The organism is Melioribacteraceae bacterium, from assembly GCA_030584085.1.
Lineage (GTDB): Bacteria > Bacteroidota > Ignavibacteria > Ignavibacteriales > Melioribacteraceae > SURF-28.
On record CP129490.1, the window covers coordinates 3,472,806 to 3,499,643 of the forward strand.

Consider the following 26,838-nt stretch of genomic DNA (forward strand, 5'->3'; position numbering starts at 1 on the left):
TTTCGTTATTTAATTAAATGATATTGTGATAGATCAGGCATGTCATTCCAATCAACCGGACCATTCTCAAAACTGTAAATTAATCTTGGTAATACCGCTTTTCCCCAAGCTGCTACAAAATATTCATAGCCTTTTTGCCAATCTTCTCCCTCACCCCAACCACTTTGTATAAAATGAATTTTTGTTTTTCCATCGTCCGTCGGATTAAATCTAATATTCACAACTGTTTTTTGATTAGCTCTAAGGTCAGGTAATGATGGTGGGAATCCCCAAGTGAATGAAATCATTTTATTTTCTTCGAATGAAATTACTTTTTCATCTTCGGCACCGCGGCTTCCTTCCGGTGCATCCGGGAAAAAGTAAATGTGATAATCGCCGAACAATTCTAATTCTATTTTCCCATCCAAAGCAAAAAATGTCTGAATACCTTCGACTGTTGTCCAAGCTTTGTATGCTTGTGATGGCGAAGTGTTTACTGTAAATTCAAAATCTATAATTTTATTTTGTGCGTTCATGTTTATCCCCCAAATAAAAAGCCAAATGAATATTGTTTTACTTTTCATTTTTGTGTCCCTTGTTTTGTGATTTATTGCTTTAAGATAAACTTAGCAAAATACTGCGAGCACAAAATAATAATTTTTTACAATGACTATTCAATGGAGTTTAATTTTTTATGTGTTTTTCCCATTCCTTATACAATTCATAAACTTCTTCAGGTACATAAGTATACCAACCGTAACCCGTTCTTCTATCACGATCAATTTCTTTCATTGAATTTTTTATAATTCTTTCACGACAAACAAATACTGATTTTTGAATTACCGAAAGCTATACCTCTGCACTCATTTCAACGATTTACCTTCTAGATATTTTCATCATCTTAAAAAATCTTCACGACAAGGATTGAATACATCTATAATGATGCCCGGCGTTAATGATTTTACTCCATGTTCAATGTTGGGAGGGACATAAAAACCGTCACCTTCATTTAATATTTTTGTTTCATCTCCGATGTTCACTTCAAACTTTCCTTTTTCTATATATGAAGTTTGACTATGATGATGACTATGTTTTGCGCCGACTGCTCCTTTTGCAAAGAAGATTTTAACCATCATCAAATCCTTATTAAAGCCGAGCATTTTACGCTTTATTCCCTTCATGATATTTTCCCAAGGGATTTCTTCATTGATCAAATATTTTTTGCTTTCCACAAATAACCTCAATGGATTTTACAAAATAGAAAAGGCAACTGTTAAGCCTGACATAACGATTGCAACCATACTCATTAATTTTATCAATATGTTCAAACTAGGTCCCGATGTATCTTTGAAAGGATCACCAACAGTATCACCGATCACTGTAGCTTTATGACTCGAAGAACCTTTACCGCCGAGGTTTCCTTCTTCAACATATTTTTTTGCATTATCCCAAGCACCACCAGAGTTTGCCATAAATACGGCAAGAATAAATCCCGTTGCTAAACCACCGACTAACAATCCCATTACACCAGGGACACCGAAAACTATTCCAACTAAAATAGGAATGACTATTGCGAGTGAAGAGGGAAGAATCATCTCTAACTGTGCACCTTTAGTTGAAATCTCAACACATCTAGCATAATCAGGAATTGCTTTGCCATCTAATATTCCCGGGATTTCAGCAAATTGTCTTCTTACTTCGTCAACCATTTTCTGCGCGGCACGTCCGACGGCATTCATAGTTAAACCGCAGAAAACAAATGCCATCATTGAGCCTATAAAAATTCCGACTAAAACAATCGGATTCATCAAGTTCACTTCAAAGTAATGCATAAAGTCCATTATCTCTGCATCTTTAATACTTACAACAACTCCATTCCCAAGCGAAAGTACTTCTTCACCAATTCTTATTAAACCTATTCGTAATTCTTCGATGTATGAAGCGAGCAAAGCCAAAGCGGTTAAAGCTGCCGAACCGATTGCAAAACCCTTTCCGGTTGCAGCTGTTGTGTTCCCTAAAGAATCTAGTGCATCAGTTCTTTCTCTTACTTTTGATCCGAGATTACTCATCTCTGCATTGCCGCCTGCATTGTCTGCAATTGGTCCGTATGCATCGGTAGCGAGTGTTAAACCTAATGTAGAAAGCATACCGACTGCTGCTATTCCTATTCCATATAAGCCCATATTAATATTTGCTAAATCAAAGCCGGAGGCAAACATAAATGAAAAAATAATTCCGACCACTACAGATATTACAGGAATAATTGTTGAAATCATTCCCATTCCTAAGCCGGAAATAATAACTGTAGCCGCACCGGTTTTTGAACTTTCGGCAATCGCAATTGTTGGTCTGTATGAAGCTGATGTGTAATATTCGGTTCCTTTACCAATTACAATTCCGGTAACTAAGCCGGTTACGACTGCCGCCCAAATTCCCCAAGGATTTGGAAATCCCAAAAGATGGATTATACCGAGAGAAAATATTACTATAAGAATTGAACTTACATTTATTGATCTTGATAAAGCGGCAAGTAATTGTTTTTGATTTGCTTCTTCTTTTGCTCTAACCATAAATATTCCGATTATAGAGAGAACGATTCCAACCACCGCAACAAGCATAGGTGCAATTACAGCATTAAACTGCATCGAAGTGTCTTTTAAGTAAGCAGCTGAACCCAAGGCTGCAGTAGCTAATATTGAACCGCAGTATGACTCATATAGATCGGCACCCATTCCGGCAACGTCACCAACGTTATCGCCGACATTATCAGCAATAGTAGCGGGATTACGCGGATCGTCTTCGGGAATTCCGGCTTCAACTTTACCGACAAGATCACCGCCCACATCTGCCGCTTTAGTAAAAATACCTCCGCCAACCCTCGCAAACAGAGCTTGCGCCGAGGCACCCATTCCAAATGTTAACATTGTCGTCGTAACTACTATTAAATTGTGTCCGTCTGTTAAAGTAACCGGATAAACATAATTTAAAACTATAAACCAGATTGAAATATCTAACAGACCTAAACCTACTACAACCAACCCCATTACTGCACCGCTCCGGAATGCAACTTGAAGACCATCATTAAGTGAATTACTTGCTGCATGAGCAGTTCGTGCGGATGCATACGTTGCAGTCTTCATACCGAAAAAGCCGGCTAAAGCCGAAAAGAATCCACCGGTTATAAATGCAAACGGAACCCACGGGTTTTGGTAATTAAATCCATAGGCAAGAATTGAAAATAGAATTGTCATTATAACAAAAAATATAATCACAACTTTATATTGCTGTTTTAAGTAAGCCATCGCACCTTCACGAACATAAACAGCAATTTTTTTCATCGTGTCATTCCCTTCACTTCTTTTCATCATCTGTTTAAAGAAAAAGTACGCAAAACCTAACGCAAGAATTGAACCTATTGGTACAAGCCAGAATAAATTGTTCGGAATCATTTTATTACCTCAATAATTATATCAACTAAAACCTATATCAGTAGCCGATCTCCACCACACATGATATTTGTCTTTTAATTCCTCTCTTGAAGGAAACGGATAAAATAAGAATGAATTTGCTTCACCAACAAAGATTCCATTCTTACACATTCTGTAAAACAACTCACCTTTGAATGTTCTTATAATTGTTTTTGATGGTTTATCAGGCTTATTACTTAAGCTGATAAGACAATCGCGTAAATGATGTATATTCGGATAAGGCAAATCATCGGTCGATCCGGTTTCCGGATTGTTTGCAAGTTCACCTAATTCGAGTTCAACAAAAACTATTTTAGGAACCCAGATTGGTTTTTTCTTGTCTGTTAATATTTCAATAAAATTAGTAGGACTTGCGATACTTGCAATCAATGGTGAGACCGGACTGAGCTGCTGGTAAAGGTGAAGTTTATCGTTTGTTCTTTCTTCATACTTCCCTTGTTCAAGCTCTAAGACACGTCCGTCATCCGTAACTAAGTATAAGTTTTTAAGCGCTTCTAAAGGAATGTGTTCAAGAACTCTATAAATACCTAAGTAAACGGATCGTTTTGGTTTACCGTTCTCTTGAGGAACACATCGTGTTTCGATAAGATCTAATGGAAAGTGTGAGTTTAGTTTTTGAGGATCAACTTCGAAGAATATTGCTTGACCCCTTGTTCGTTTTTTTGTACCAACCGCGAAGTAAGTACCAAATTCATTCGGCGGCAGCATCGAGGCAATTAAAGCTTCGGGTGTTAAAGATAGATAGAGATACTTTTTCATAGTGATACTCTATTTTATTTTTCAATTATGAATTTACTAATTTCTACTGCATTATAATACTTTCACATCCTTTTAAAGTGTAAATCAACCTTTAATAAAAATAATTCTTGAGGAAAAATTATTTCCCTTACTTTAAAGTGAAAAAACTTCGACCTGTAGATAACCCAACATAAGAAATAATTTCTCAATTATGCATTGTAAGTGGAAGAAGCTGTTTTACCGCCTCTTCCCGTCCAATTTGTATGGAAGAATTCGCCTCTTGGTTTATCAATTCTTTCGTAAGTATGAGCACCAAAATAATCTCTTTGCGCTTGGAGTAAGTTTGCAGGAAGTCTTTCGCTCCTGTAACCGTCAAAGTAATTTAATGCAGTTGACATTGCCGGGATCCAAATTCCGTTTGTAGCAGCAGATGCAATAACTCTTCTCCAAGAATCCTGAGATGATTCGATTGTTTTTTTGAAAAAATCATCCAGTAATAAATTAGTTAACTTCGGATTCTTATCGAATGCTTCTTTTATCTTTCCCAAAAAGATAGAACGAATGATACAACCTCCGCGCCACATCAAAGCTATACCGCCGTAATTCAAGTTCCATCCGTATTCTTCAGCTGCGTATCTCATCAATATATAACCCTGAGCATACGAGATAATTTTGGAGGCATATAAAGCTTTACGTAAATCTTCTATGAATTGTTTTTTATCGCCTTCAAATTTCGGGATTGGACCCTTTAAAATTTTTGATGCTTCAACTCTATCATCCTTCATTGCTGAAAGAGTACGGGCATAAACTGCTTCACCGATTAAAGTTAAAGGAACACCTTGATCGAGTGATGCAACGGCAGTCCATTTACCGGTTCCTTTTTGCCCGGCAGTATCAAGAATTTTTTCAACAAGCGGTTCACCGTCTTCATCTTTATAAGCAAGAATATCTCGAGTTATTTCAATTAAATAACTATCGAGTTCGCCTTCGTTCCATTCTTTAAATACATCATGCATATCATCGTAACTCATACCGAGCAAGTCTTTCATAATTTGATATACTTCGCAAATCAACTGCATATCACCATATTCAATTCCGTTGTGAACCATTTTAACAAAATGACCGGCACCCCCTTCACCAACCCAATCACAACAAGGTGAACCGTCTTCAACTTTTGCTGCTATATCTTGAAAGATTGACTTCACATGTGGCCAAGCATCTTTCGAACCACCGGGCATGATTGACGGACCTTTAAGTGCGCCTTCTTCACCGCCGGAAACACCTGTACCGATAAACAACAATCCTTTTTCTTCCAATTCTTTTGTTCTTCTAATTGAATCCGGGAAGTGTGAGTTGCCACCGTCAATTATTATATCACCTTTATCGAGTAACGGAACTAATTGATCGATCACTTTATCAACCGGGCTGCCGGCTTTGACCATGATCATAACTTTACGAGGCGATTTTAAATTTTGAATTAACTCTTCAACAGTATGCGTACCAATTATATTCTTTCCTTTTCCTCTTCCATTAACAAAGTCATCAACTTTTTGTATCGTACGATTATAAACTGCAACTGTGTAACCATGACTTTCCATATTCAGCACTAAGTTCTCTCCCATTACAGCTAAACCAATTAATCCAATATCAGCTTTACTCATTTTTTGTTCTCCTAAATTTATTCTGTAAATCTATCTTTATATGACCATAACCCTAATGCCGGATTTGAAATGTAGTACACTTCTTCTCCATCAACATTATTCAAACCATCTTTTAGTTTATCCGGATTGTATTTTTTCAACATTATTGATAAATCCGCATAATTATAATTAACACTTTCTATTTCTTCTTTGGTAATATAACCAGGGCAGTAAGTTATTTTAAATCTATTTTCAGATGAACCGTGAATTAAATGTGCAGCGGCGCTTAAGTTGTTTTTTAAGTCATCATTTTCATCGACAAATTTTAATATTTCCGGAGTGGTTAGATATCCATATTTACGAATTAATTTATCTATCTGTTTGTCTTCACCAAATTCTTTTAGTCCCGGTGCAAGAATAATCAGTTCTCCATCATCATCAATTGCCATTCGAGTTCGATAAACACCTTTATTACCTAACCAAGTTGATTTGAATTCTTCAGGTTCTAGATAAACTATAGTCTTTTTCAACGGCTTTTCCAGCATTATGAAGTTTACTTTTAGAGATAACTCTGCGGCGAGTTTAAAACATTCGTAATCGTCGCCAACATATAATCCTCTCAAAACGAGTTTGTCGTTTTCATCTTTACCGACAACTGTAAGCACGTAAACGATGGGTAAATCTAGTGCAAAATTATCGGAAGCATAATTAAGAACTTTGCGAACAGGCGTATCAGCTCTTCCCATCATTCGTTCCATTCCGTAAACTGCGCCGAGGAAATGACTTTTGTTAATACCTTCTTGTCCGCCTGTACCTACAAACACATTTTTATTATAATTAGCCATTCCCACAACTTCGTGCGGGACAACTTGTCCAATGGAAAGAATTAAATCGTGTCCGCCTTCAACAAGCAGTTTGTTAACTTGTGCGGGCCATTCATAATTTAATTTTCCTTCAGAAACTTTTTCAATAAACTCGGAAGGAACAATTCCGAGAGTAGCTAAATCTTCCCGCCATTTATGAACTCTGAATAAATTTTTGGGAACACCTTTGTACATATGATCTATTTCTTTTTCTGTCATCGGAGAATGAGTTCCAAGCGCAGGAAGAATGTCAGTTAATTTATCTTTATAATAATCATAAGTTATAGTGGTTAACTCACCGGCCTTGGAATGGAATCGTGTAATATCGGGAGGAATAGCGAGCACTTTATTTTTACCACCTAATTTTTCATAAGTTGTAAACAGTGCAGCTTTAATTTCTTCTTGAGTGAATACTTTATTTTCAGATCCTTCTGCAAAGTATAACATAATTTAAAACCCAAAAAATATTTTCTTCATAAATGAAAAGTCAGTTAAGCTTTATCGCTTCACTCGCGCGTTTCCGTGCCAAATACTCCAGATCATTTCTTCATCTGCGGGCTGCGCGTAATCTGTTAAAAACGTTGTTGCTAAAGCACCGCTTGCCCAACCAAACTGCATCCATTTTTCCGGATTCCAGCTTTTTAGAATACCGTACAACATACCACCGACAAATCCATCACCGCCACCGATTCTATCCAAAACGTAGATTTCTCTAGGCTCTGCAATAAACCAATCATTCTTATTAAGCATTATTGCACCCCAAAGATGCTGATTTGTATGAATTACTTGACGAAGAGTTGTAGCAAAAACGGATGTGTTTGGAAATTCTTTCTTTACCCTTGTGATCATATCCTTGAAGCTGTCGATCTTGTTTACTTCTTTTCCGCCAGCTTCTGGTCCCTCAATTCCCAAACAAAGCTGGAAGTCTTCTTCATTACCGACTAAAATGTCCGACACCGAAGCTATCTCGGTGAAAGCATCTCTTAATTCTTTTTCTCTTCCCTTCCAAAATGAAGCCCGGTAATTTAGATCGAATGAAATTTTTGTTCCGTGTTTTTTTGCAGAACGTGCAAGTTCTAAACAAAATATGCTTGTATCTTCTGAGAGTGCTGCAATTAGTCCGGATAAATGAATTATTTGAACTCCTTCTTTTCCAAAAATTCTATCTAAGTCGAAGTCCTTTACGTTGAGTTTTCTTCCAACCTCACCGGCTCTATCGTTATGAACTCTAGGTCCACGCAGACCGTAGCCGCTATCGGCAATATTTAATTGATGACGATAGCCCCATGGGTTACCCTGTTCAACTTCCGGTCCTTCAAAATCCATATGCCGGCTTTTCAAATTACTTTTAATCTTTTCCGAAATGGGGCTGTCCTTTACAAAAGAAGTTAATACTTTTACCGGTAATCCCAAATATGAAGCAATACTTGCCACATTAGTTTCGGCACTTGTTACCTGCATCATAAACATATCGCTGCTATGAACAGGCTGCCCGTTTACAGGTGTAATTCGTACTCCGATACTTGTTGGTACAAGCAATGCATATTTGCAATCTTTCTTTAACTCTAATGACATATTGTTCCTCAATATTTTCTTTTGAAAAGCAATCTACGAGATTTTTGAACTGCTAATAATAGTAGATAAAACCGTTAAACTACACACCGCTGTACGCATTAAAACCACCATCCACCGGTAATACAACACCCGTTATAAATTCGGAGGCATTAGACAAAAGGAACAATGTAGCACCTATTAAATCATCGGGTTCTCCGAACTTACCCATAGGAGTTGCAGCAATAATTTTGTTTCCTCTATTGGTTAACTCATTGGTATTTTCATCAATAAGTAAAAATTTATTTTGAGCTGTAATGAAAAATCCCGGGGCAATTGCGTTTACTCTTACATTCATTTTAGCAAAATGCACAGCCAGCCATTCCGTTAAATTATTGATTGAGGATTTTGCCGCAGAGTATGCAGGGATTTTCGTCAATGGTCTAAATGAATTCATTGAAGATATATTTAATATTGTACCTGACTTTCGCTGAATCATTTCTTTTCCAAAAACCATAGTCGGTACTAAAGTACCCATAAAATTCAAGTCAAAGACCTTTGTTATGCTCTTCAGATCTAGCCCGAAAAAAGTATCATCCAAAGACTCCACATCATCGGTAATGAATTCCGTCTTGGTAGTAGCAGCCGGCGAATTACCTCCGGCACCGTTTATTAAAAAATCCACGGCTCCTAATTTTTCATTGATTAATTTTTGTGCGGCAATTAAAGAACTTTTTTCCAAAACATTAGCTTCAATACCGATTGCATTGCAGTTTAGTTCTTTTTGCAATTTCTCAGCTAATTCATCTGCATTATTTTTTGAAATATCTAAAATGGCGACTTTCATACCAACTTTTGCTAAACCCATTGCAAGTGAATTGCCAATAGTTCCGCCACCTCCGGTAATAACACAGACTTTGTTTTGTAAATCAGAAAATGTCGTTCCTTTCATATATTCTCCGGTCAATTATCACTTATTAAAAATATTTTGTTGCTATATTAAATTACTTGTTTAGTTATAAAGAAATTGAGTCACTCTTAAAAATTAGTTCAGTTCATCTTATTTTCATTTTTTCTGTTTCTGCCTAAAAATAGAACATATAAGTCAATCATTAAGGGATAATCAAACTTGCTATTTGTATATACAAATATACAATACTCTTTCTTTCCCTACAAGAAATAATGGAGAATTCCTTAAAGTACTATGATTAATGAAACCGCCGTTTGTCAGTTGCTGCTAAAATGCATAAGATGTTTATGAAAATGTTGTTCTAGTAATTCATAATGTGTTTTTTCACTTTTTCTTAAACATCACAAAATCTTATTTTTTAATTCCGCAATTTCCATAGTAGTACTCTTATATTATAATTTATAATTCTTTTTTGCTAAGCCATAGGCTAACTGTTATGCAATTTGTTCTGCTTCTTCGAAGAAATCAGACCTGTTATTTATACCACGAATGCAGTAGAAGCATTGCATCATCAATTTAGGAAAGTAACCAAATCCAGATCTATTTTTCCAAACGACGATGCACTTAAAAAAATGTTATACTTAGCTTACAGAGATTTATCAAAAAATGGACAATGCCGATTCGTAATTGGGCTATTGTGCTTTCAAATTTTTCAATCAATTTTAAGGGTAGATTTTATGATTTTACTTAAACAAAATCTCATCTACACAAACTACTTTGCAGACTCGTAAAATTTCATTAGCAACATTATTTTGCAATAAAAGCTGTTTGCATATCTTCTTGTTCTGTCTTTGATATTTGATACTTATTGGCCACTTCCTTCCAATTTGCAACCGTTTTCTTTATAAGAGATATTATTTTTAAAGCCTTCTTTTCGCTGAGACGAAAGTACTCAATCACTTCCATAGCTAAGTCAAGTTCTAAGGAGTTATCATTTTCTGATATATTTAAATTCAATTCGGTACCCTTCTCATTTGGATTGACATCATATGCCGGTGAAAGAATCCATCCTTTATCTGTCAAAATAAATCCATGATTTCGTAAATAATCATCAGTATTTGAGACACAGATATTAAATACTATCCTTTTCCATAGTTCTTCTAAATCCTCATTCACCCTTGCTCCATTTACAGCAATGAATTCTGCTAACTCTAAATAGCTAACTCCTTGCGAATAATCAGAACCATCTTTATAGCCAAGAAGAGTCATTGCTGAAGCAAAATGAATTCTCCGTTTTTTATTTCTATCAAATCGTTTTGTTAAAAAAGTATGATGTTTGCTTGAGTACTTTTTTGTCATAGCTTGAGCTACATCAATCCCAGATTTTATGGCAAGATCATGAACGACCATTTCCCAAGCGCCAATATTTTTTTCATCATTAATACTTGGGAATTTGGCAATCCAGAGATTTCCTTTCTCATCTATAACACTTGCTTTGGGTCTTGCCCCTCCCAATGATGATCCCTGGGCGATTAATAAATTCAGCCATTTTATATATTCCGGATCATTTATTAATTCGTCTTGCTCTATTCTCAAACTTGCTTGTTCAAGTTTCTTAATAGTTGTAAACGGTGGAGTTGCTAAATCTTTATTGTCATTTAAAAACGCACCATCGGCATTTGTCTTAAATCTAATGGCACCAGATCGATGTTCATCAAATACTCCTAATAAATAATCGGATTCATATAAAATGTTTTGAGTACGCTTCTCAATTCTAGCTAGTACTGCTTCTCTCCTTCGCATAAGCAGTCTCCCCCATCGATCAGGTGATGAGTCAAGAAAAATACCGAAATTATCCTTACCTTCATTCAAATATTGTTTCCCTTGATACAATCTTAAGTCCGGATCTAATACTTGTGCAAAGTCAGCGTTTAACCATTCATCAGAATATTGGAAAGAGAAAATCTCTTTTCCTCTTATTACTTCTGAATATAAAACTCCCATAAGTCTAGCGCCTATGATCGATTGCCAATCAGCATAAACTAATATCTCTTTTCTATCCTTCTTCATAATAATTTCCTCGGAGCTCTTTCTTTAATCAATAATTTTGCGTCTTGCAATTTTCTACCTAGCTCATCATCACTTGCTATATTTAATAAGTCATCCGCTAATCCTAATACAAAAAGAACATCAACATAAGATCCTATGCTTACTGAAGGTGAACCCTTCTCAATAGCTAATAACGTTGGTCTGCTAATTCCCGCACGTTCAGCTATTTGCTCAGCACTTAATTTTCTCCTTAACCGAGCCAATTTAATGTTTTCTCCCAATTGGATTAATATTTTTTTTGTTTTTGGCGATATCATTTGATTCTTATATTTAATGTAAATTATTTCTTACAAATATAACATATTTTGTAAAATATATTTATCATTATTAATATTTTTTATATCTATCAAAACAAAAGAATCAAGGTTCCTGCGATGATCTAATTATATCGGTATTTGTATTAACTATGATAATTATTAGATAATCGAAATGATAAATAATTCATCGCTGTTGAATATCGATACAGAAAATAGCTTTAATTACCGCTCCAAATAAGACTCTGAAGTATTAAACTGAAGTACATTTGAAGTACATTTGGAGCTTTCATTGGTCGAAATTGGCTAATTTTTATCAGATATGAGAAAAGCACGAATTAAAAAACCTCAATTTTGAGCTAAAATTGAGGTTTTCTGTGCACCGTGCCGGATTCGAACCGGCGACCTGCTGATTAAGAGTCAGATGCTCTACCAACTGAGCTAACGGTGCACTGCAAATATAATTCCTTCGGTTTATACTTACAAAAATTTTAAGTAAACTTATTTTTATTATTTCAAATGGATTACATGATAAATCTTCTTCAGACTTTATTGTTCGTTTTATTATTTCCCATCTTTCTATTTTCTCAAAGTTTTTCTATAGATGATGATCTTGATCGATCAATTTATTTTGATTCAATTCCAACCAGAGTAATTTCGCTAGCTCCCAATATCACGGAAATGATTTATCAATTAAATGTCGGCGATAAATTAGTTGGCAATACCAAATATTGTTACTTCCCCGAAGATGCTAAGAGTGTCTCTAAGGTTGGAGATATTCTGACAATTAATTATGAAAAAATTATTGAACTTCAACCTGATGTTATTTTTCTAACGGTTGAAGGAAATCAAAAACATGTTTATGAAAAACTCCTGAATCTCGGTTTCAAAGTGTTTGTTTCAAACCCGCGAGACTACGAGGGAATTAAGAAAACATTCAAAGATCTAGGTAAGGTTTTCGGTAAACGGCAATTGGCAAAAATTAAAATTCAAGAATGGGATTCAACTTTAGCACAAATAAAAAGTGATTCTAAAAATTTTACTAGAAAAACTGTTATGATCCTTGTCGAGTTAAATCCGATTATGATTGCCGGGAAAAATACTTTTATCAATACTTATATTGAAACTTGCAACATGAAGAATTTTTCTGAAGAAGCACAGTTAAACTATCCGATATTTAGCAGAGAAACTGTAATCGAAAGAGATCCCGATATTATTGTTTACCCATCATCGGGAAAAGAATCGATAAAAACTTTGACAGACACTTATCCGGAATGGGCTTCTCTATCGGCAATAAAAAATAATAGAGTATTTTTTGTTGATCGTGATTTGTACTTTAGACCGGGGCCACGTTTTATTGAAGCACTTACAGATTTTTATTCAAGATTAGCAAAAACTTCTTCGATTGATTAATGGGAAGAGCGTTGATTAAATAAGTGTGTTTTTATTCAAAAGTTTTTCTCCCTTTCACTTTTTCTCCCCTTCTCTATCAATTAATATTTATTCTTGGGAACGTTACGCTTAGTCTAAATTATTTTTCTTAATAACTTAAATAGGTTCCCAATCGACTCCATCACATGGAATATAATCCTCCGTTGGATGCTCATCATATTTTAAGCAAAGAACTGCAGACGCATCAAAATGCTTACATTGCGAGCAAATTGTATCTTCCAAAACAATTTTATTTTCTTCACGAAAAATCTTTAGCTGAATAACAGCCGGATGAAAAACCACACCATAAATTGACATTGCGGTAATTATCCACCAATATCTATAATCAATGTAATCAGTTGCTATCCATAGTACGGGAATTAAAACTGCAACCCTTATCAGACCCCAAAAAATTATTTTACCCATAAGTTAAAGTAACACCATTTTTACACAAATTGCTTTTAGAGATTTATTAGTTTAATTTTAGCCGTAAATTACAACAATTTCGATACTTATAGCATGGAAAACGAAGCTCCAAAACGGAAAAAGTTTTATAACAAAAAGAAATATTACGGCAATAAAAAGAATCCGCCAAAAGAAAAGAAGGAAGGTAATCCATTTTCTTTTAATAAAGTTTCTATAGTCGTTCCGCTTTTTAATGAAGAAGAATCTTTAGGTCCGCTGTATTTTGAAATAATAAAAGTGGTTAAGGCAAATAATATTGATTATGAATTGATCTTTATTGATGACGGAAGTACAGATAGCTCACTCGAAAAATTGAGAGAACTTAATCGAAAAGACAACAAGATTAGATACATCTCTTTTAGAAAAAATTACGGAAAATCTGCTGCTTTAAATGTTGGTTTCCAAAAAGCAAGCGGCGATGCTGTAATTACAATGGATGCCGATCTTCAAGATGATCCAGCTGAAATTCCAAATTTATTAAAGAAGCTTGATGAAGGTTTCGATATGGTTTCCGGCTGGAAAAAAGTCCGCTTCGATCCATTTATTAAAAAACATTCATCTAAGTTTTTTAATTATACAACAAAAGTAATGACTGGAATTAATATCCACGATTTTAATTGTGGATTAAAAGCCTACAGAAAAGAAGTTATAAAAAATATAAATGTGTATGGTGAGCTTCACAGATATATTCCTGTGCTCGCAAATAATAAAGGATTTACCGTAACAGAGATTCCGGTAAGGCATCATCCAAGAAGATATGGCAAAACTAAATTCGGAATATCTAGATTCTTCAAAGGGTTTGTTGATTTACTTACTGTAGTATTTAATTCTCGTTATATAAGTAGACCATTACATTTGTTTGGATTTTTTGGGGCGACTGCATTTTTATTTGGTATAATTGTCAATCTCTGGTTGACATATGAAAAATTATTCTTGGGAAAAGGAATTGGAAATCGTCCCCTATTATTTTTAGGAATTTTACTCATCATTGTTGGTGTTCAATTTTTTGCTGTTGGTTTACTTGGTGAAATAATAGTCCATAATACTCCACGTCAGGAAGATTACAACATCAAAGAAAAAAGATAAATCTTAATAATGTCTTCCTACCAATATATTTTTTCGGTAATAGTTCCTACTTATAATCGATCCAATGAAATTAATGAACTTCTAAATTCATTAGTTAACCAAACATTAGATGATTCATTATTTGAAGTGATCATTGTTGATGATGGTTCAACAGATAATACTGATAAAGTAGTTAACAATGTAATCGATAACTCATCAATAAATTTGAGATTCTTAAAGCAGGACCATAAAGGTCCGGGCGAAGCTCGTAACTTAGGAATGAAAGAAGCTAATGGTGAATATTTGCTCTTTATTGATAGCGATTGCATTGCTGATGAAAATTGGCTTACGGCATATAAAATAGCGTTAGAGGAAAAGAAATTAAAACCGGCAGGATTTGGTGGTCCCGACAAAGTTTTACCAACCTTCTCTCCTGTTCAAAAAGCAATTGATTATTCGATGACTTCTTTCATAACAACCGGTGGAATTCGAGGTCATTCGAAAAAAGGAATTTCAAAATATTATCCGCGCAGTTTTAATATGGGTGTAAGAAAAGATGTTTATGAAAAAATCGGTGGAATGGGAAAACTAAGACATGGACAGGATATCGAATTCAGTCATAGAATTCTTTCAACCGGTGAATCGGTAATTAAAGTTGATAACGCTGTAGTTTATCATAAAAGAAGAATGTCCATAAAAAAATTTTTCCGGCAAGTATTTAATTGGGGCGTGGCAAGAATTAATCTTTATAAGATAGATAAAGGAATGCTTGAGCCGGTTCATTTTTTCCCCTCAATCGGAACTTTACTTTCATTAACGGTTATAATTCTGACTCTAATATTTCCAAAAGTTTTCATTTGGTTTGTTTTATTCGGATTAATGATTTTACTTTCTATGGGTATTCATGGAATTGTTAAGTACAAAGATTATAGAACTCTCTTCTATATTCCAGTTATTGTACCGACTCAAATATTTGGTTATGGATTGGGATTTTTAATTGCATTTGTTAGAAGAGTAATTTTAAAAAAAAACGAGTTTACCGGATTCGTAAAAAAATATTATCAATAATGTATAATTGATAATGGAGAATATATTTTTTTCATTATAAATTTTACATTATAAACTACCCTTGAAAAAAGTATTGATCATAACATATTATTGGCCGCCTGCGGGTGGACCGGGAGTACAGCGAGTTTTGAAATTCGCAAAGTACTTACCTGATTTTAGCTGGCAGCCAATTATCTTAACTGTAGAAAACGGTGAATACCCGGCGATTGATGAAAGCTTGCTTGATGATATTCCCCCTGGAATAAAAGTCTATAAAACAAAATCATTTGAACCGTTTAATTTATACAAAGGTATTACCGGACAAAAAGGAAATATTCCTACACATGTTTTAAATAAAAGTGAAAATGAAAGTGCTTTACAGAAACTTTCAAAATGGATAAGAGCCAATGTATTTATTCCGGATGCAAGAGTTGGGTGGATACCTACAATTGTTAAAGAAGGTAAAAATATTATAGAGAAAGAAAAACCAGATTTAATTTTTAGTTCATCTCCACCACATTCATTACAAATCGGTGCTATGAAATTAGCAAAACAAACTGGTTTAAAATGGGTTGCTGATTTTCGTGATCCTTGGACTGATGGCTTCTGGCAAAAAGAGTTGCCTCGCACAAGGTATGCTATTAAGAAGGATAGCAAACTTGAAAGAAAAGTTTTACAAAGTTCGAATGCAGTTATCACTGTAAGTGACTCAATAGCAGAATTATTAGATAAAAAAAACCATAATAGTTACCATGTAATTCCCAATGGATACGATGAGTATGATTTCGCTAATATCGTTAAATCAAAATCCGAAAAATTCACAATTGTATACACCGGAAGTTTAAGAAAAAGTCAGATTCCTAATAAATTTTTAAGATCGCTAAGTGAATTAAATAGCAACAATGCGATTTTAAATCTAGAATTACATTTTATTGGGACGGTGCATCCCGATGCTGTGAATCTAGTCAATGAGTTTAACTTGAACAAGTTGGTCAAATTTTATTCATACAAACCGCACAATGAATTAATTAAATGTATTATCAACGCTGATATGCTTCTTTTATCAATTCCCAATACTCAAAATAACGAAGGAATATTAACCGGAAAACTGTTTGAATATATTGGAAGCAACAATTTTATTCTATGTATTGGACCAAAAAATGGAGATGCTGCAAAAATCATTTCTGAATTAAATTGCGGTATAACTTTCGATTTTGATGAAGATACTTCTAAAATTGTGCTTGAAAAATATAGTCAGTGGGAGGCGGGATTTAGTCATACCCCTGAGATCAATTCAGAACAATATACTCGTAAGAATTTGACAAAAAAATTAAGTTCAATTTTTGATTCGATTTTATGAACATAAGAAAAAAAATATTTATGCTGGATAAGTTTTTAACCGATTTGCGGTCTCCAAAACGTCATTACAAAATTACAGATGATCTTCATGGCCCTGAGTTGGGTGAATATTATTTTTTATTCGAAGAAAAATCCGTAGCCTCAGGTAAAAAGCAAAAATTAATTAAACGCTTTGATGAAAATGGAATTCCGATAAATAAAACATACGTTGATGTTGAAGAGAAAGAATATGTTTATTTTCCAATTTCAATCGGTCAAATGGGACTTTCTGTTTATCACACTTATTTAAAAACAAGAAGTGAAACCGATAAAATCAGATTTCTGAAATTTGTTGATTGGTTTGCCGATACAAACAATTATGATTATTCAGAAAAACTTGGTGTTCGATGGCTTACACATGTCTCTCTTCCTCAGTATAAAAATCCGGGTCCGTGGCAATCTGCTTTTTCACAAAGCCGAGCAATATCAATTTTACTTCGCGGCTATCAATTAACAAAAAACAAAAATTATCTCGACTCCGCAGAAAAAGGGTTAGTAAGTTTTGGGCTTTCGGTTCCGGATGGCGGCGTTACTTCATTTACAAAACATGGACCATTTTATGAAGAATATACTTCTTCGGTTCCAACCCTAGTATTAAACGGGATGATATTTGCACTTTGCGGAGTTTATGATTTTGTTAGAGTTTCTCCCGAAAACGAAACAGCAAAAAAATTATTTAGCGAAGGAATAAAAACATTAGAAAATATTTTGCCAGAATTTGATTTAGGCTTTTGGTCGAAATATAATTTATGCAATGCAGATTGGTATCCCGAAATTGACCCGGCAACGATTGGGTATCAGAGATTACATATTAATCAGTTAGAAATGCTATATAAGTTAAGCGGAAAAGAAATCTTTAACGCATTTGCTAAAAAATTTACAGAACAAGATACATTGATGAATGCGCTAAAAATGTACCGGATAAAATTTAGTGCATTAAAAAAAATCGGTAGAGTTTAGTTTTCTTATGGCAGAAAAACATTTTTTTGAACAGATCGAATTTACAAATTGGTATTTAATCCCATACTTTAAAAAGCACATTGATAATTTTGATTCATGCAATGTACTTGAAGTAGGATGCGCTGAAGGGGGATTTGTAAAAGTGCTTCACGATAGAGGAATTAAAGTAAAAGGATTGGAGTTGGAGCAGATCAGAGTTGATACCGCCAAATCTAAAGCACCAGAATTGGATATAATACAAGCTGATATTACCGATCCAAATGTTTCAGAAAACCTAGGTACAAAGTTTGACGTGATTGTCATGCGGGATGTTATAGAACATATTCCGAACAGAGATGCCGCATTTAAAAATCTGTATAACTTATTAAATGATAATGGATTTTTATTTATAACTTTTCCACCGCGTTTTTCGGGTTTCGCAGGTCATCAGCAAAATGGGAAATCATTTTTTAAATATCTTCCCTATATTCAAATTTTACCTAACTTTTTAATTCGATTTTTAGGAAAGATTTCCAATCAAAGCGACAAATTGATTAATCATGTTATTATTAATTATAAAATCGGGTTAAGTATTAATAAATTTGAAAGGTTTTATAATAAGTATTCATTTGAGGTCATTAAAAAAAATCTGTTTTTATTCAGACCGATTTACAAAACAAGATTTGGAGTTAATCCAATTAATATTCCAAACATTCCTTTATTTAGAGAAATATTGGCATTTGGATGCGAGACATTATTAAAAAAGAAAGTTTGAGAAGGAAATATGACTAAAAAGAAAAGTAACAAAGAAAATTTAAAAGTGACTAAAGATATTTTGGATAACTTAAAAACTTATCAGAAATATTTAATTCTGGTAGCTTTGCTTTTAGTACCAATATTCACCTTCATGTCACCTCAAATATTGGATGGCAAAATTCCGGTTGGATCAGACATAGTGGGGTCAAAAGGAAATACAAATCTTGTTTTACAATATGAGGAACAAACCGGCGAAACCGCTTTATGGAATCCATCTTTATTCAGTGGTATGCCTATGTATAACAGAAAATCACCAACAACATTACACATCGATTCGCTTATAAATTTTCTCGGAAATATTTTTTATCACTTCTTCTGGTATTTTTTACTTGGTGGTTTAGGTTTGTATCTATATCTGCATCAGAAAAAAATTCCATGGTATATCGCCGCAATGATTGCAACTGCATTTATTGCTCTTCCGGATTGGCAGGCAATGTTAAACGCTGGACACTTTTCTAAAATTCGTGCAATAATGGTTCTGCCTTGGTTGTTGTTTACATTCGACTATTTTCTTGAGAAGAAAAATTGGTTTAGTGCAGGTCTTTTTGCATTAGCCTTTTCTTGGCTAGTTAGGACACACCATTTTCAAATTGTGTTTTATGCAATATTGATGCTTTTGTTTTTATACGTTTATTATTTCATAAAAATATTACTTGAAAAAAAATTCAAAGAGTTTGCCGAATTAACTTTGAAGTTTGCTGTTGCTGTTGTACTTACAATAATGACTGCCGCTCAACCAATGCTTGCAACTTATGAGTATGCAGATTACTCAACTCGTGGTGGTAATCCAGTTCAACTTGGTGAAGAAGCTGAAAGTGCAGCAAGAACAGGTGGAGTTAGTTTTGAATATGCTACGCGATGGTCATTAGCACCGAGAGAAATTATTGACTTCTTTATTCCACGATATACCGGCGGAGCTTCATCAGAAGTTTATGACGGTGACCAACTACCTCAACTTAAAGGTCAGCAAGTCCCCGGTTACTGGGGTGAAATGCCTTTCACAGAAAGTTACGATGCGATGGGAATGATACTTTTTCTTTTCGCAATGTTTGGTATTGTTTATTACAGAAAGAATCCTTTTGTAATCGCATTAGGTGTTTTTTTAGTATTCTCCGTTCTTCTTGCTTTAGGAAGACATTTTCCTTTGTTATATAATTTATTTTACGAGTACATGCCGTTCTTTTCAAAGTTTCGTGTACCGGTTATGTTTGCGCATATAACCTTTATTGCAACATTTATTTTAGGTGCGTTTGGATTAAAAGCTTTGTTTAGTGGAATCGAAAAGAAAGATTACAAAATTTTATTTACAATCTTCGGTGGTGGAATTTTATTCTTGTTATATGTTTTAATGAGCAAGGGTTCTTACGCTTATATTTCTGCAAATGAACTCGGAAGATACAATCAGCAAACATTAGATATAATTAAGCAAATTAGAATGGAGTTTCTTACTACCGATACGATTCGTGTGTTAATTTTAGTTGGACTCACTGCTTTAGTAGTCCTGGGATATGTTTTTAATAAACTTAATAAAGTTGTAACTGTTGCTGCAATTTTAGTTTTAGTTTCTTTTGAAATTTTTTCTATTACTACACGACAAGTATCTCATGCTAATCTGATTGAAGAAGCTCAAATAGAAGCAACTGCATTTAGACAAACACAAATTACAAATGCTCTTAAGGATAGATCAGACAACATGCGAGCGTTGGTTATCAGTAATGATTTTCAAAGCAATTATTATGCGTATTTCTATCCCACTATAAATGGTTATTCAGCTATTAAGCTTCAGGTTATTCAAGATATTATAGATCATAACTTGTTCAAATTTCCTACACAAGATCGCCTGAATTGGAATGTAATTAATATGTTAAACGGAAAGTATATTATTTCTCCCAATCCGTTAAACTACCCATTCTTAAAAAAAATAACCGAAGCACAGGATCGAAATGAAATTTTATATGAAAACATGATTGTTCAGCCAAAAGCATGGTTTGTAAAAGAAATTAAATCATTTGATTCCTCTGAAAATCTTGTATTGTTTATGAATGATTTTGAATTCAACCCGGACAGCTTGGCATTATTGGTAAATCCTTCTCTTGAAACACAAAATTTTTCAGGCAAAGGAAGCGTTGATGTCGTTGAATATACTCCGAACAAAATTACTTTAGATATCAAAACTGACAGTGAACAGTTTTTAGTATTATCTGAAGTCTATTATCCCAAAGGTTGGAATGCGGTAACAAGCAACAATGAAGAATTAATAATCGAAAAAGCGAACCATATTCTACGCGGAGTTAAAGTCCCGGTGGGGAATTATCAAATTACATTCTCATTCGAACCTGAAACTTATTATTCGAGTATGAGTATTGTTTGGGTGGGAAATATAATCATTTTATTAATAATCTTTCTTAATCTTTTCAGAAAAAGACTTCGAAACAAAGGCAATTAAGATGACCATTATTGGGATGATTGTTGATAATGATTTTAATAAAGATATGCGAGTAAGAAATGAAGCTTTTGCGTTAGCAAATGCTGGATTTTCAATTAAGATTCTTTGCTGCACTAAAAAAGTGCAAATTCCACATAAAAATATCCAAATAATTCCAGCTAAAATACCAGAATTGATAAAAAATAGATTTAGACCACTAGTCAATAGCTTCCCATTGTACTTTTGGATTTGGCGATTTAAAATAAATAATTTTTTAAAATACTATAATATCAGAATATTACATATTCATGATCTATATATGGCAGTCCCCTCTTTAAAATCTAAATTTACTGCCAATATACATTTAGTCTTAGATTTACATGAAAACTTTCCAGCAGCTATATCAAACTATAAATGGGCAAATTCATTTTTGCGATTTTTAATTCGACCTGAGAAATGGTTAATTATGGAGAAGCAGCTTTTAGAAAGTGTAGATTCTATCGTTGCATTAAGTGATTATTATAAAAAGCAGTTATTATCGAAGTATAGCCTGTCGGCTGATAACATATTAGTATACCCAAATGTCCCGGACACAGGGCAATTATTAAATTATCCGCTAGATGCAAACTTAACTTATAAAATTGATTCATTTACAATTTTATATTTCGGAGTGATTGCAGAACGAAGGGGGCTAGATATAATTTTTAATTCCATCCCAATATTAAAAAGCCAAATTCCAAAATTTAGGTTCTTGCTAATAGGACCTATTGATAACGCAGATAAAGAGATTTTTTATAAACAAATCAATTCAGAAGAAATAAAAGAACATGTTACCTATGTCGGATTTCAAGAAATGGAAAAATTTCCATCGTGGATAAAGATAAGCGATATTTGTATTTCACCCATCAAAAAGAATGATCAGCATGATATTGGGGTCGCTAATAAAGTTTTTCAGTATATGTTATTCGGTAAGCCAATAATAGTTAGTGATAGCTTATCACAGAAATTACTAACGGAAACAGAAAAATGTGGACTTGTTTTTCGACACAACTCGACAGAGGATTTCGCTAATAAAGTATTAGAACTTTTTAAAAATTCTGAACTTAGACAGCAGTTGGGTGCTAATGGAAAATCAGCGGTTTTAACAAAATATAATTTATCTGTTTACTCAGAAGTTTTAATTAATCACTATAAAAAAATTGAGACTGATTTTGAAGTTAGATAATCAACAATATTACGATAATTATAATTGGGAAAAAGCTAAACTTGATGTGCGGCTCACAGAGAAGATAAACATTTTATTTAATAGTATTCCGTCAGATGTTAGAAATGTTTGTGATATTGGCTGCGGTGACGGTGCAATTACTAATAAATTAAGAGAGCATTTTAAGGTAGTTGCGTCTGATAGAAGTTTTAATGCACTTAAATTTGTTGAAACAGAAAAGTTTTGTTCTTCTGCGGAAAAACTACCACTAAAGAATCATTCATTTGATCAAGTTTTTTCGAGTGAAATGATTGAACATCTTCCTGATGATATTTTTCGGAATACTATTAATGAATTCAAAAGAATTTCGAAAAAGTATATCTATTTAACTTTTCCTAATGACGAGAATGTTCAAAAGAATTTTGTGAAATGCCCAAACTGTAATTTTGTGTTTAATAAAATTTATCACCTACGGAATCTTAATTTGGAAAAAATTGAGAAGTTGTTTCCGGAATATGAAATTATTTTTCAAACAACTCACGGGAAGCCAACAAAGAAATACAACAAATTATTGGCAAAATTAAAACATGCTTTAGTTCCGCCGAAATCTTGGATACCAATGCGATGGACCCCTGAAAAGCGAAGATCAACAATGTGTCCTGAATGTTCTCATTCATTTGAAATTACATATGAATTTAATCTACTTGGCTTTTTAATTGACAGCTTGAATGAAATTATCTCCCCCAGAATACCTTACCAACAATTTGTTTTATTGAAGAAAAGAAATGCTTAGTAAATTAAAAAAGACAATAAAACATTCTATTATTTACAGTCTTGGAAATTTATCTTCAAAGTTAGTCGGATTAATACTACTTCCTTTATATACTGAATACCTCACGACATCCGAATACGGTATACTTGCGCTGCTTGAGGTTACAAGTCAGATTTTAATTTTAATGCTCGGTTTGAATTTAAGTACTGCAATGCTAAGATGGTGTTCTGCTGAAAAAGACGAAAATAGAAAACGTTCAATTGTCTTTACAATTTCTTTCTCCACAGTAATAATATCATTATTGAGTTTAATTTTTTTACTGCCATTTGTTGATTTCTTTTCCGAGTTATTCTTTGATCACAATAGGTATAGTAACTATTTCACTATCCTTTTCTTTTCTATTGCATTCGGGATTTTAAACTTACTACCACTTAGTTTAATCAGGGTTCAAGAGAAATCCACTTTTTTTGTAGTTGTTACCACTTTAAAGTTTACAATAATTCTGATACTCAATATTTATTTCATAGCTTTTCTTCAGATGGGTGTTGAAGGTGTTATACTTGGTCAATTAATTGGACAAATTTTATTTACGCTAGTCACTCTTCCATTCATGATTAGAAATTCTTCAACAAAGTTTGATTTGATTACATTGAAGCATATGATAAGTTACAGCTTTCCGCTTGTCTTTTCTTCTTTGTTCGCGATGCTTTTATCAATGGGAGATAGATATATTCTAAAAATTCTCAGCACGCTTTCGGATGTTGGAATTTACTCTCTTGGATATAAGGTCGCCAGTTTTATTAATGTATTTATTATACATTCTTTTCAACTGGGTTTTCTTCCATTAGCTTTTAAATATGCAGAACAAAACGATTCCAAAAGATTTTTTTCGAAAATCCAAACGTATTTTACTTTACTACTTGTTCTTTCCGCTTTAGCTCTTTCTATATTTTCATTAGAAATTGTCGAAGTGTTTACGTCTGATGAAAGTTATCTGTCGTCCTATTTGATAATTCCTTTTATAAGCTTTGCCTTTGTATTAAAAGGAATGGAGTATGTATTCTCCTTAGCATTTCATCAAATGAAGATTACCAAGTATAACGCAATAATAGTTATAACAAGTGCTCTTTTAAATATTGGGCTTAACTTTTTACTAATACCAATTTACGGAGTGTTCGGGGCAGCGATATCGATGATTATTTCTTATTCTTTAATGTCGTTTTTATCTTATTTCTTTGCTCAAAGAGTTTATTTTATTCCTTTTGAAAAATGGAAACTGTTACTTCTTTTATTTCTATTTGCTCTAATTGTATCGGGAGTATTTTTATTTGTGAATGATTTTAAACTTTTTTTAAGAATCTCCATTAAAATCATAATTGTAGTTGGATTTCCATTTGTGTTATATTTCTTCAATTTCTATGAAGAGATTGAGTTGCTTCGGATTAAGCAATCTTGGCATAAGTGGCGAAATCCAAAACGGTGGAGGGATAATATCAAGCAATTTAAACTTTAACTTATCATGTCGTATTCAATTTCTCTGCTCTATCCGTGATTTTTTTAACTTCAGTCTAATGTTTTTATATACATTTAGAATTTTTCGAACTGACAATCATCCGACACCTCATATCCAATTTAATATTTTGATTTCTATTTAGTTGCAATGTTTATAATAAATACTTATTATTGATTTTGCGTGACAAATTAAGAACCTGAGGTAATTATGAAAATTATAATATTGTTTTTTTTATTTGTACTTATAAGCAGATTATGTCTAGGTCAAAATGAAATCGATACTGGTCTAATAGCTCATTATCCGTTGAACGGGAATGCGATTGACATTTCAGGGAATAACTTACACGGAGACTTAATAGGAACTCAATCCACTCACGATCGTTTTGGTAATTTTGGTAGTGCTGTATTTTTTAATGGAGAAAACGATTTTATAAACTTAGGCAGTAGCAATTTATTAAAACCTTATCCTCCGATAACAATTGCAGTATGGGTAAATTATGCTTCCCTACCAGCGGTAATTTGGGGTAATGATTTTAACGAAACAATTTATTACGGGCTAAGGTTATTGGTAAACCAAAACAATATAATTGACTTTTCTTATTGCAATGGACTTAATATTGGCCCCAATGCAAGAAAAACAGTGATGGCCGATATACATGCCCCAAACCAATGGGTGCATATTGCTGGCACAATTGATATAAATTATAATATGCAACTTTATATAAATGGAATTAAGGCTGATATTGAACAAAGTGGTTATGCAGAATCTTTAGTTTATAGTGATGGTCCTGCTGTATTTGGAATGCTGGATAGTCAGACTTACGGACCTCCATATTTTTTGAATGGACGTCTCGATGATTTCAGACTGTACAACAGAGTCTTAACTGATAGGGAAATTAGAGCTCTTGTTGATGGGTGGGACAATTCCAAAAACTTTTTGCTTTCTATAGATAATGTATTAATGGATAATCCAAATCAAATAGAAGTTCCAGTCTATTTTACCATCCCCGACAATAAAACTCTAAATTCCTTTGAAATTGACATAGAAGGATTCCAAGATGATGTGAATTTCCACTATTTATTAACTGAAAATAGTGATGTCCTAACAAGCGATTGGGGAATTTCTGTTTATAGTACTTCAGAAGGTATTTCAATTGCTGGAGCCACTGAAATTAGTTCTGGTGAGACGAGGTCAGGTTTATTTTTTAATTTGATCTATTCTGTTGAACAACCGATACTTGAAAATAAAATTGTACCACTTATTGTAACTAAAGCAATAGTGAACAATAATTCTAGTTACGTAGAGACAATCAACGGCTCTATAACTGTTTATTCAGACGAGATTACATATGGTGATGTCGATTTAGACGGACAAGTAAGAGCTCTCGACGCCTCCTATATATTAGAATACTTAATTGGCGGAATTGAATTTAACAACACTCAATTTCTTTCTGCTGATGTTACTCTCGATTCAACCGTGTCCGGTCTTGATGCAAACATTATATTGGATTACTTAACTGGAAAAGTTCAAAAATTACCATACACTCCGGACAGTAATCATATTGCATTCACAGGTAAATTTTATATGGATGACATCGTTGACGGCGAATCTGCATTGATTGAATTACCGATTTATTTAGAAACTCAATCGAATACTTTTTCAGTTGAGGGTGAAATTGAATTCGATAATAAAAAGTTTGAGTTAATTTCAGTACGATGGGGAAAAAAGTATTCAAATTTTTCAACTACATATTCAAATAATAATGGACTAGTCAGTTTTGCTTTATTTGGAAATACAATTCCTGGTAGTGATACTTTACTTACATTTATTCTTAGTAATAAAGTATTTGTCGAAAATTCTGTTGTTTCCTTAGATCGTGTTAGAGTCAACGAATCCAAGAACCAATTTAATGTTGCTTCCTCTATTCTTAACATGTTAACTGATGTTAAGAATGAGGTAAGTCTGTTGAATTACACTTTAGATCAGAATTATCCGAATCCGTTTAACCCTTCCACTACAATTTCATTCACAATACCTAATAGCGAGCATGTAAGCCTTGAGATATTTGATGTTTTAGGAAGAAAAATCTCAACATTAGTAAATAGCAAACTTGCTGCTGGGAATCATGCATTTACTTTTCATGCTGATGAGTATAATAGTGGACTGTATCTATATCGGATAACATCTGGAGATTTTATAGATGTAAGGAAGATGATCTTAATAAAATAATG

22 protein-coding genes, 1 tRNA gene and 1 pseudogene are annotated in these 26,838 nt (G+C 33.5%); 12 read left to right on the top strand and 12 right to left on the bottom strand.

Going from position 1 to position 26,838, the window contains the following annotated elements; translation table 11 throughout:
• Positions 1–5: 5 nt before the first annotated feature.
• The 8 genes from QY331_15615 to QY331_15650 form a co-directional block, all read right to left on the bottom strand.
• Positions 6–563 (bottom strand): SRPBCC domain-containing protein, encoded by a 558-nt coding sequence (locus QY331_15615; protein WKZ69390.1) that lies wholly within the window; start codon positions 561–563, stop codon positions 6–8.
• A gap of 312 nt (positions 564–875) precedes the next feature.
• Complete coding sequence (locus QY331_15620; protein ID WKZ69391.1) at positions 876–1,211, bottom strand: cupin domain-containing protein; 336 nt, start codon at positions 1,209–1,211, stop codon at positions 876–878.
• 18 nt (positions 1,212–1,229) lie between these two features.
• Complete coding sequence (locus tag QY331_15625; GenBank protein WKZ69392.1) at positions 1,230–3,428, bottom strand: sodium-translocating pyrophosphatase; 2,199 nt, start codon at positions 3,426–3,428, stop codon at positions 1,230–1,232.
• Between the two features lie 21 nt (positions 3,429–3,449).
• Positions 3,450–4,226, bottom strand: coding sequence for a hypothetical protein (locus QY331_15630; protein WKZ69393.1), 777 nt, complete (start codon positions 4,224–4,226; stop codon positions 3,450–3,452).
• A 188-nt stretch (positions 4,227–4,414) separates the two neighbouring features.
• A complete protein-coding gene (gene gnd, locus QY331_15635; protein WKZ69394.1) occupies positions 4,415–5,866 on the bottom strand; it encodes a decarboxylating NADP(+)-dependent phosphogluconate dehydrogenase in 1,452 nt (483 codons plus the stop codon).
• A 17-nt stretch (positions 5,867–5,883) separates the two neighbouring features.
• Positions 5,884–7,155, bottom strand: coding sequence for a lactate racemase domain-containing protein (locus tag QY331_15640; protein ID WKZ69395.1), 1,272 nt, complete (start codon positions 7,153–7,155; stop codon positions 5,884–5,886).
• 51 nt (positions 7,156–7,206) lie between these two features.
• Positions 7,207–8,283 carry a sugar kinase gene (locus QY331_15645; protein WKZ69396.1) on the bottom strand — a complete coding sequence of 359 codons (1,077 nt, stop codon included), beginning with the start codon at positions 8,281–8,283 and terminating at the stop codon, positions 7,207–7,209.
• A gap of 79 nt (positions 8,284–8,362) precedes the next feature.
• Positions 8,363–9,211: an SDR family NAD(P)-dependent oxidoreductase gene (locus QY331_15650; GenBank protein WKZ69397.1), complete on the bottom strand. Its 849-nt coding sequence runs from the start codon at positions 9,209–9,211 to the stop codon at positions 8,363–8,365.
• 479 nt (positions 9,212–9,690) lie between these two features.
• Between QY331_15650 and QY331_15655 the strand changes: the two are divergent.
• Positions 9,691–9,920 (top strand): annotated as a pseudogene (locus QY331_15655) (transposase).
• A 56-nt stretch (positions 9,921–9,976) separates the two neighbouring features.
• On the opposite strand, the gene QY331_15660 reads toward QY331_15655, so the two are convergent.
• The 3 genes from QY331_15660 to QY331_15670 form a co-directional block, all read right to left on the bottom strand.
• A complete protein-coding gene (locus tag QY331_15660; GenBank protein ID WKZ69398.1) occupies positions 9,977–11,239 on the bottom strand; it encodes a HipA domain-containing protein in 1,263 nt (420 codons plus the stop codon).
• A complete protein-coding gene (locus tag QY331_15665; GenBank protein ID WKZ69399.1) occupies positions 11,236–11,535 on the bottom strand; it encodes a helix-turn-helix transcriptional regulator in 300 nt (99 codons plus the stop codon). Before QY331_15665 ends, QY331_15660 begins: the two co-directional genes overlap by 4 nt.
• Before the next feature lie 375 nt (positions 11,536–11,910).
• Positions 11,911–11,983, bottom strand: a tRNA-Lys gene (locus QY331_15670).
• 77 nt (positions 11,984–12,060) lie between these two features.
• On the opposite strand from QY331_15670, the gene QY331_15675 reads away from it, so the two are divergent.
• On the top strand, positions 12,061–12,945 hold the full coding sequence (locus tag QY331_15675; GenBank protein WKZ69400.1) for a helical backbone metal receptor: 885 nt from the start codon (positions 12,061–12,063) through the stop codon (positions 12,943–12,945).
• A 135-nt stretch (positions 12,946–13,080) separates the two neighbouring features.
• On the opposite strand, the gene QY331_15680 is transcribed toward QY331_15675, so the two are convergent.
• Positions 13,081–13,389, bottom strand: coding sequence for a hypothetical protein (locus tag QY331_15680; protein WKZ69401.1), 309 nt, complete (start codon positions 13,387–13,389; stop codon positions 13,081–13,083).
• 93 nt (positions 13,390–13,482) lie between these two features.
• Between QY331_15680 and QY331_15685 the strand changes: the two genes are divergently transcribed.
• The 10 genes from QY331_15685 (at position 13,483) to QY331_15730 (ending at position 26,836) form a co-directional block, all read left to right on the top strand.
• A complete protein-coding gene (locus QY331_15685) occupies positions 13,483–14,514 on the top strand; it encodes a glycosyltransferase family 2 protein (protein ID WKZ69402.1) in 1,032 nt (343 codons plus the stop codon).
• Positions 14,515–14,523: 9 nt separating this feature from the next.
• Entirely contained in the window at positions 14,524–15,561 is a 1,038-nt protein-coding gene (locus QY331_15690; GenBank protein WKZ69403.1) for a glycosyltransferase, read from the top strand.
• 61 nt (positions 15,562–15,622) lie between these two features.
• On the top strand, positions 15,623–16,900 hold the full coding sequence (locus QY331_15695; protein WKZ69404.1) for a glycosyltransferase family 4 protein: 1,278 nt from the start codon (positions 15,623–15,625) through the stop codon (positions 16,898–16,900).
• Positions 16,897–17,898, top strand: a complete 1,002-nt coding sequence (locus QY331_15700; protein WKZ69405.1) for a D-glucuronyl C5-epimerase family protein — start codon at positions 16,897–16,899, stop codon at positions 17,896–17,898. The genes QY331_15695 and QY331_15700 overlap by 4 nt, the downstream gene beginning before the upstream one ends.
• Positions 17,899–17,905: 7 nt before the next feature.
• Positions 17,906–18,652: a class I SAM-dependent methyltransferase gene (locus QY331_15705; GenBank protein ID WKZ69406.1), complete on the top strand. Its 747-nt coding sequence runs from the start codon at positions 17,906–17,908 to the stop codon at positions 18,650–18,652.
• A gap of 9 nt (positions 18,653–18,661) precedes the next feature.
• Positions 18,662–21,139, top strand: a complete 2,478-nt coding sequence (locus QY331_15710; GenBank protein WKZ69407.1) for a hypothetical protein — start codon at positions 18,662–18,664, stop codon at positions 21,137–21,139.
• 1 nt (position 21,140) lies between these two features.
• Entirely contained in the window at positions 21,141–22,343 is a 1,203-nt protein-coding gene (locus QY331_15715; protein WKZ69408.1) for a glycosyltransferase family 4 protein, read from the top strand.
• Positions 22,330–23,115, top strand: coding sequence for a class I SAM-dependent methyltransferase (locus tag QY331_15720; GenBank protein WKZ69409.1), 786 nt, complete (start codon positions 22,330–22,332; stop codon positions 23,113–23,115). The genes QY331_15715 and QY331_15720 overlap by 14 nt, the downstream gene beginning before the upstream one ends.
• On the top strand, positions 23,108–24,607 hold the full coding sequence (locus tag QY331_15725) for an oligosaccharide flippase family protein (GenBank protein WKZ69410.1): 1,500 nt from the start codon (positions 23,108–23,110) through the stop codon (positions 24,605–24,607). The genes QY331_15720 and QY331_15725 overlap by 8 nt, the downstream gene beginning before the upstream one ends.
• 207 nt (positions 24,608–24,814) lie before the next feature.
• The gene (locus QY331_15730) at positions 24,815–26,836 is read left to right on the top strand and encodes a T9SS type A sorting domain-containing protein (protein WKZ69411.1); all 2,022 of its coding nucleotides are present in this window, start codon (positions 24,815–24,817) and stop codon (positions 26,834–26,836) included.
• Positions 26,837–26,838 lie beyond the last annotated feature (2 nt).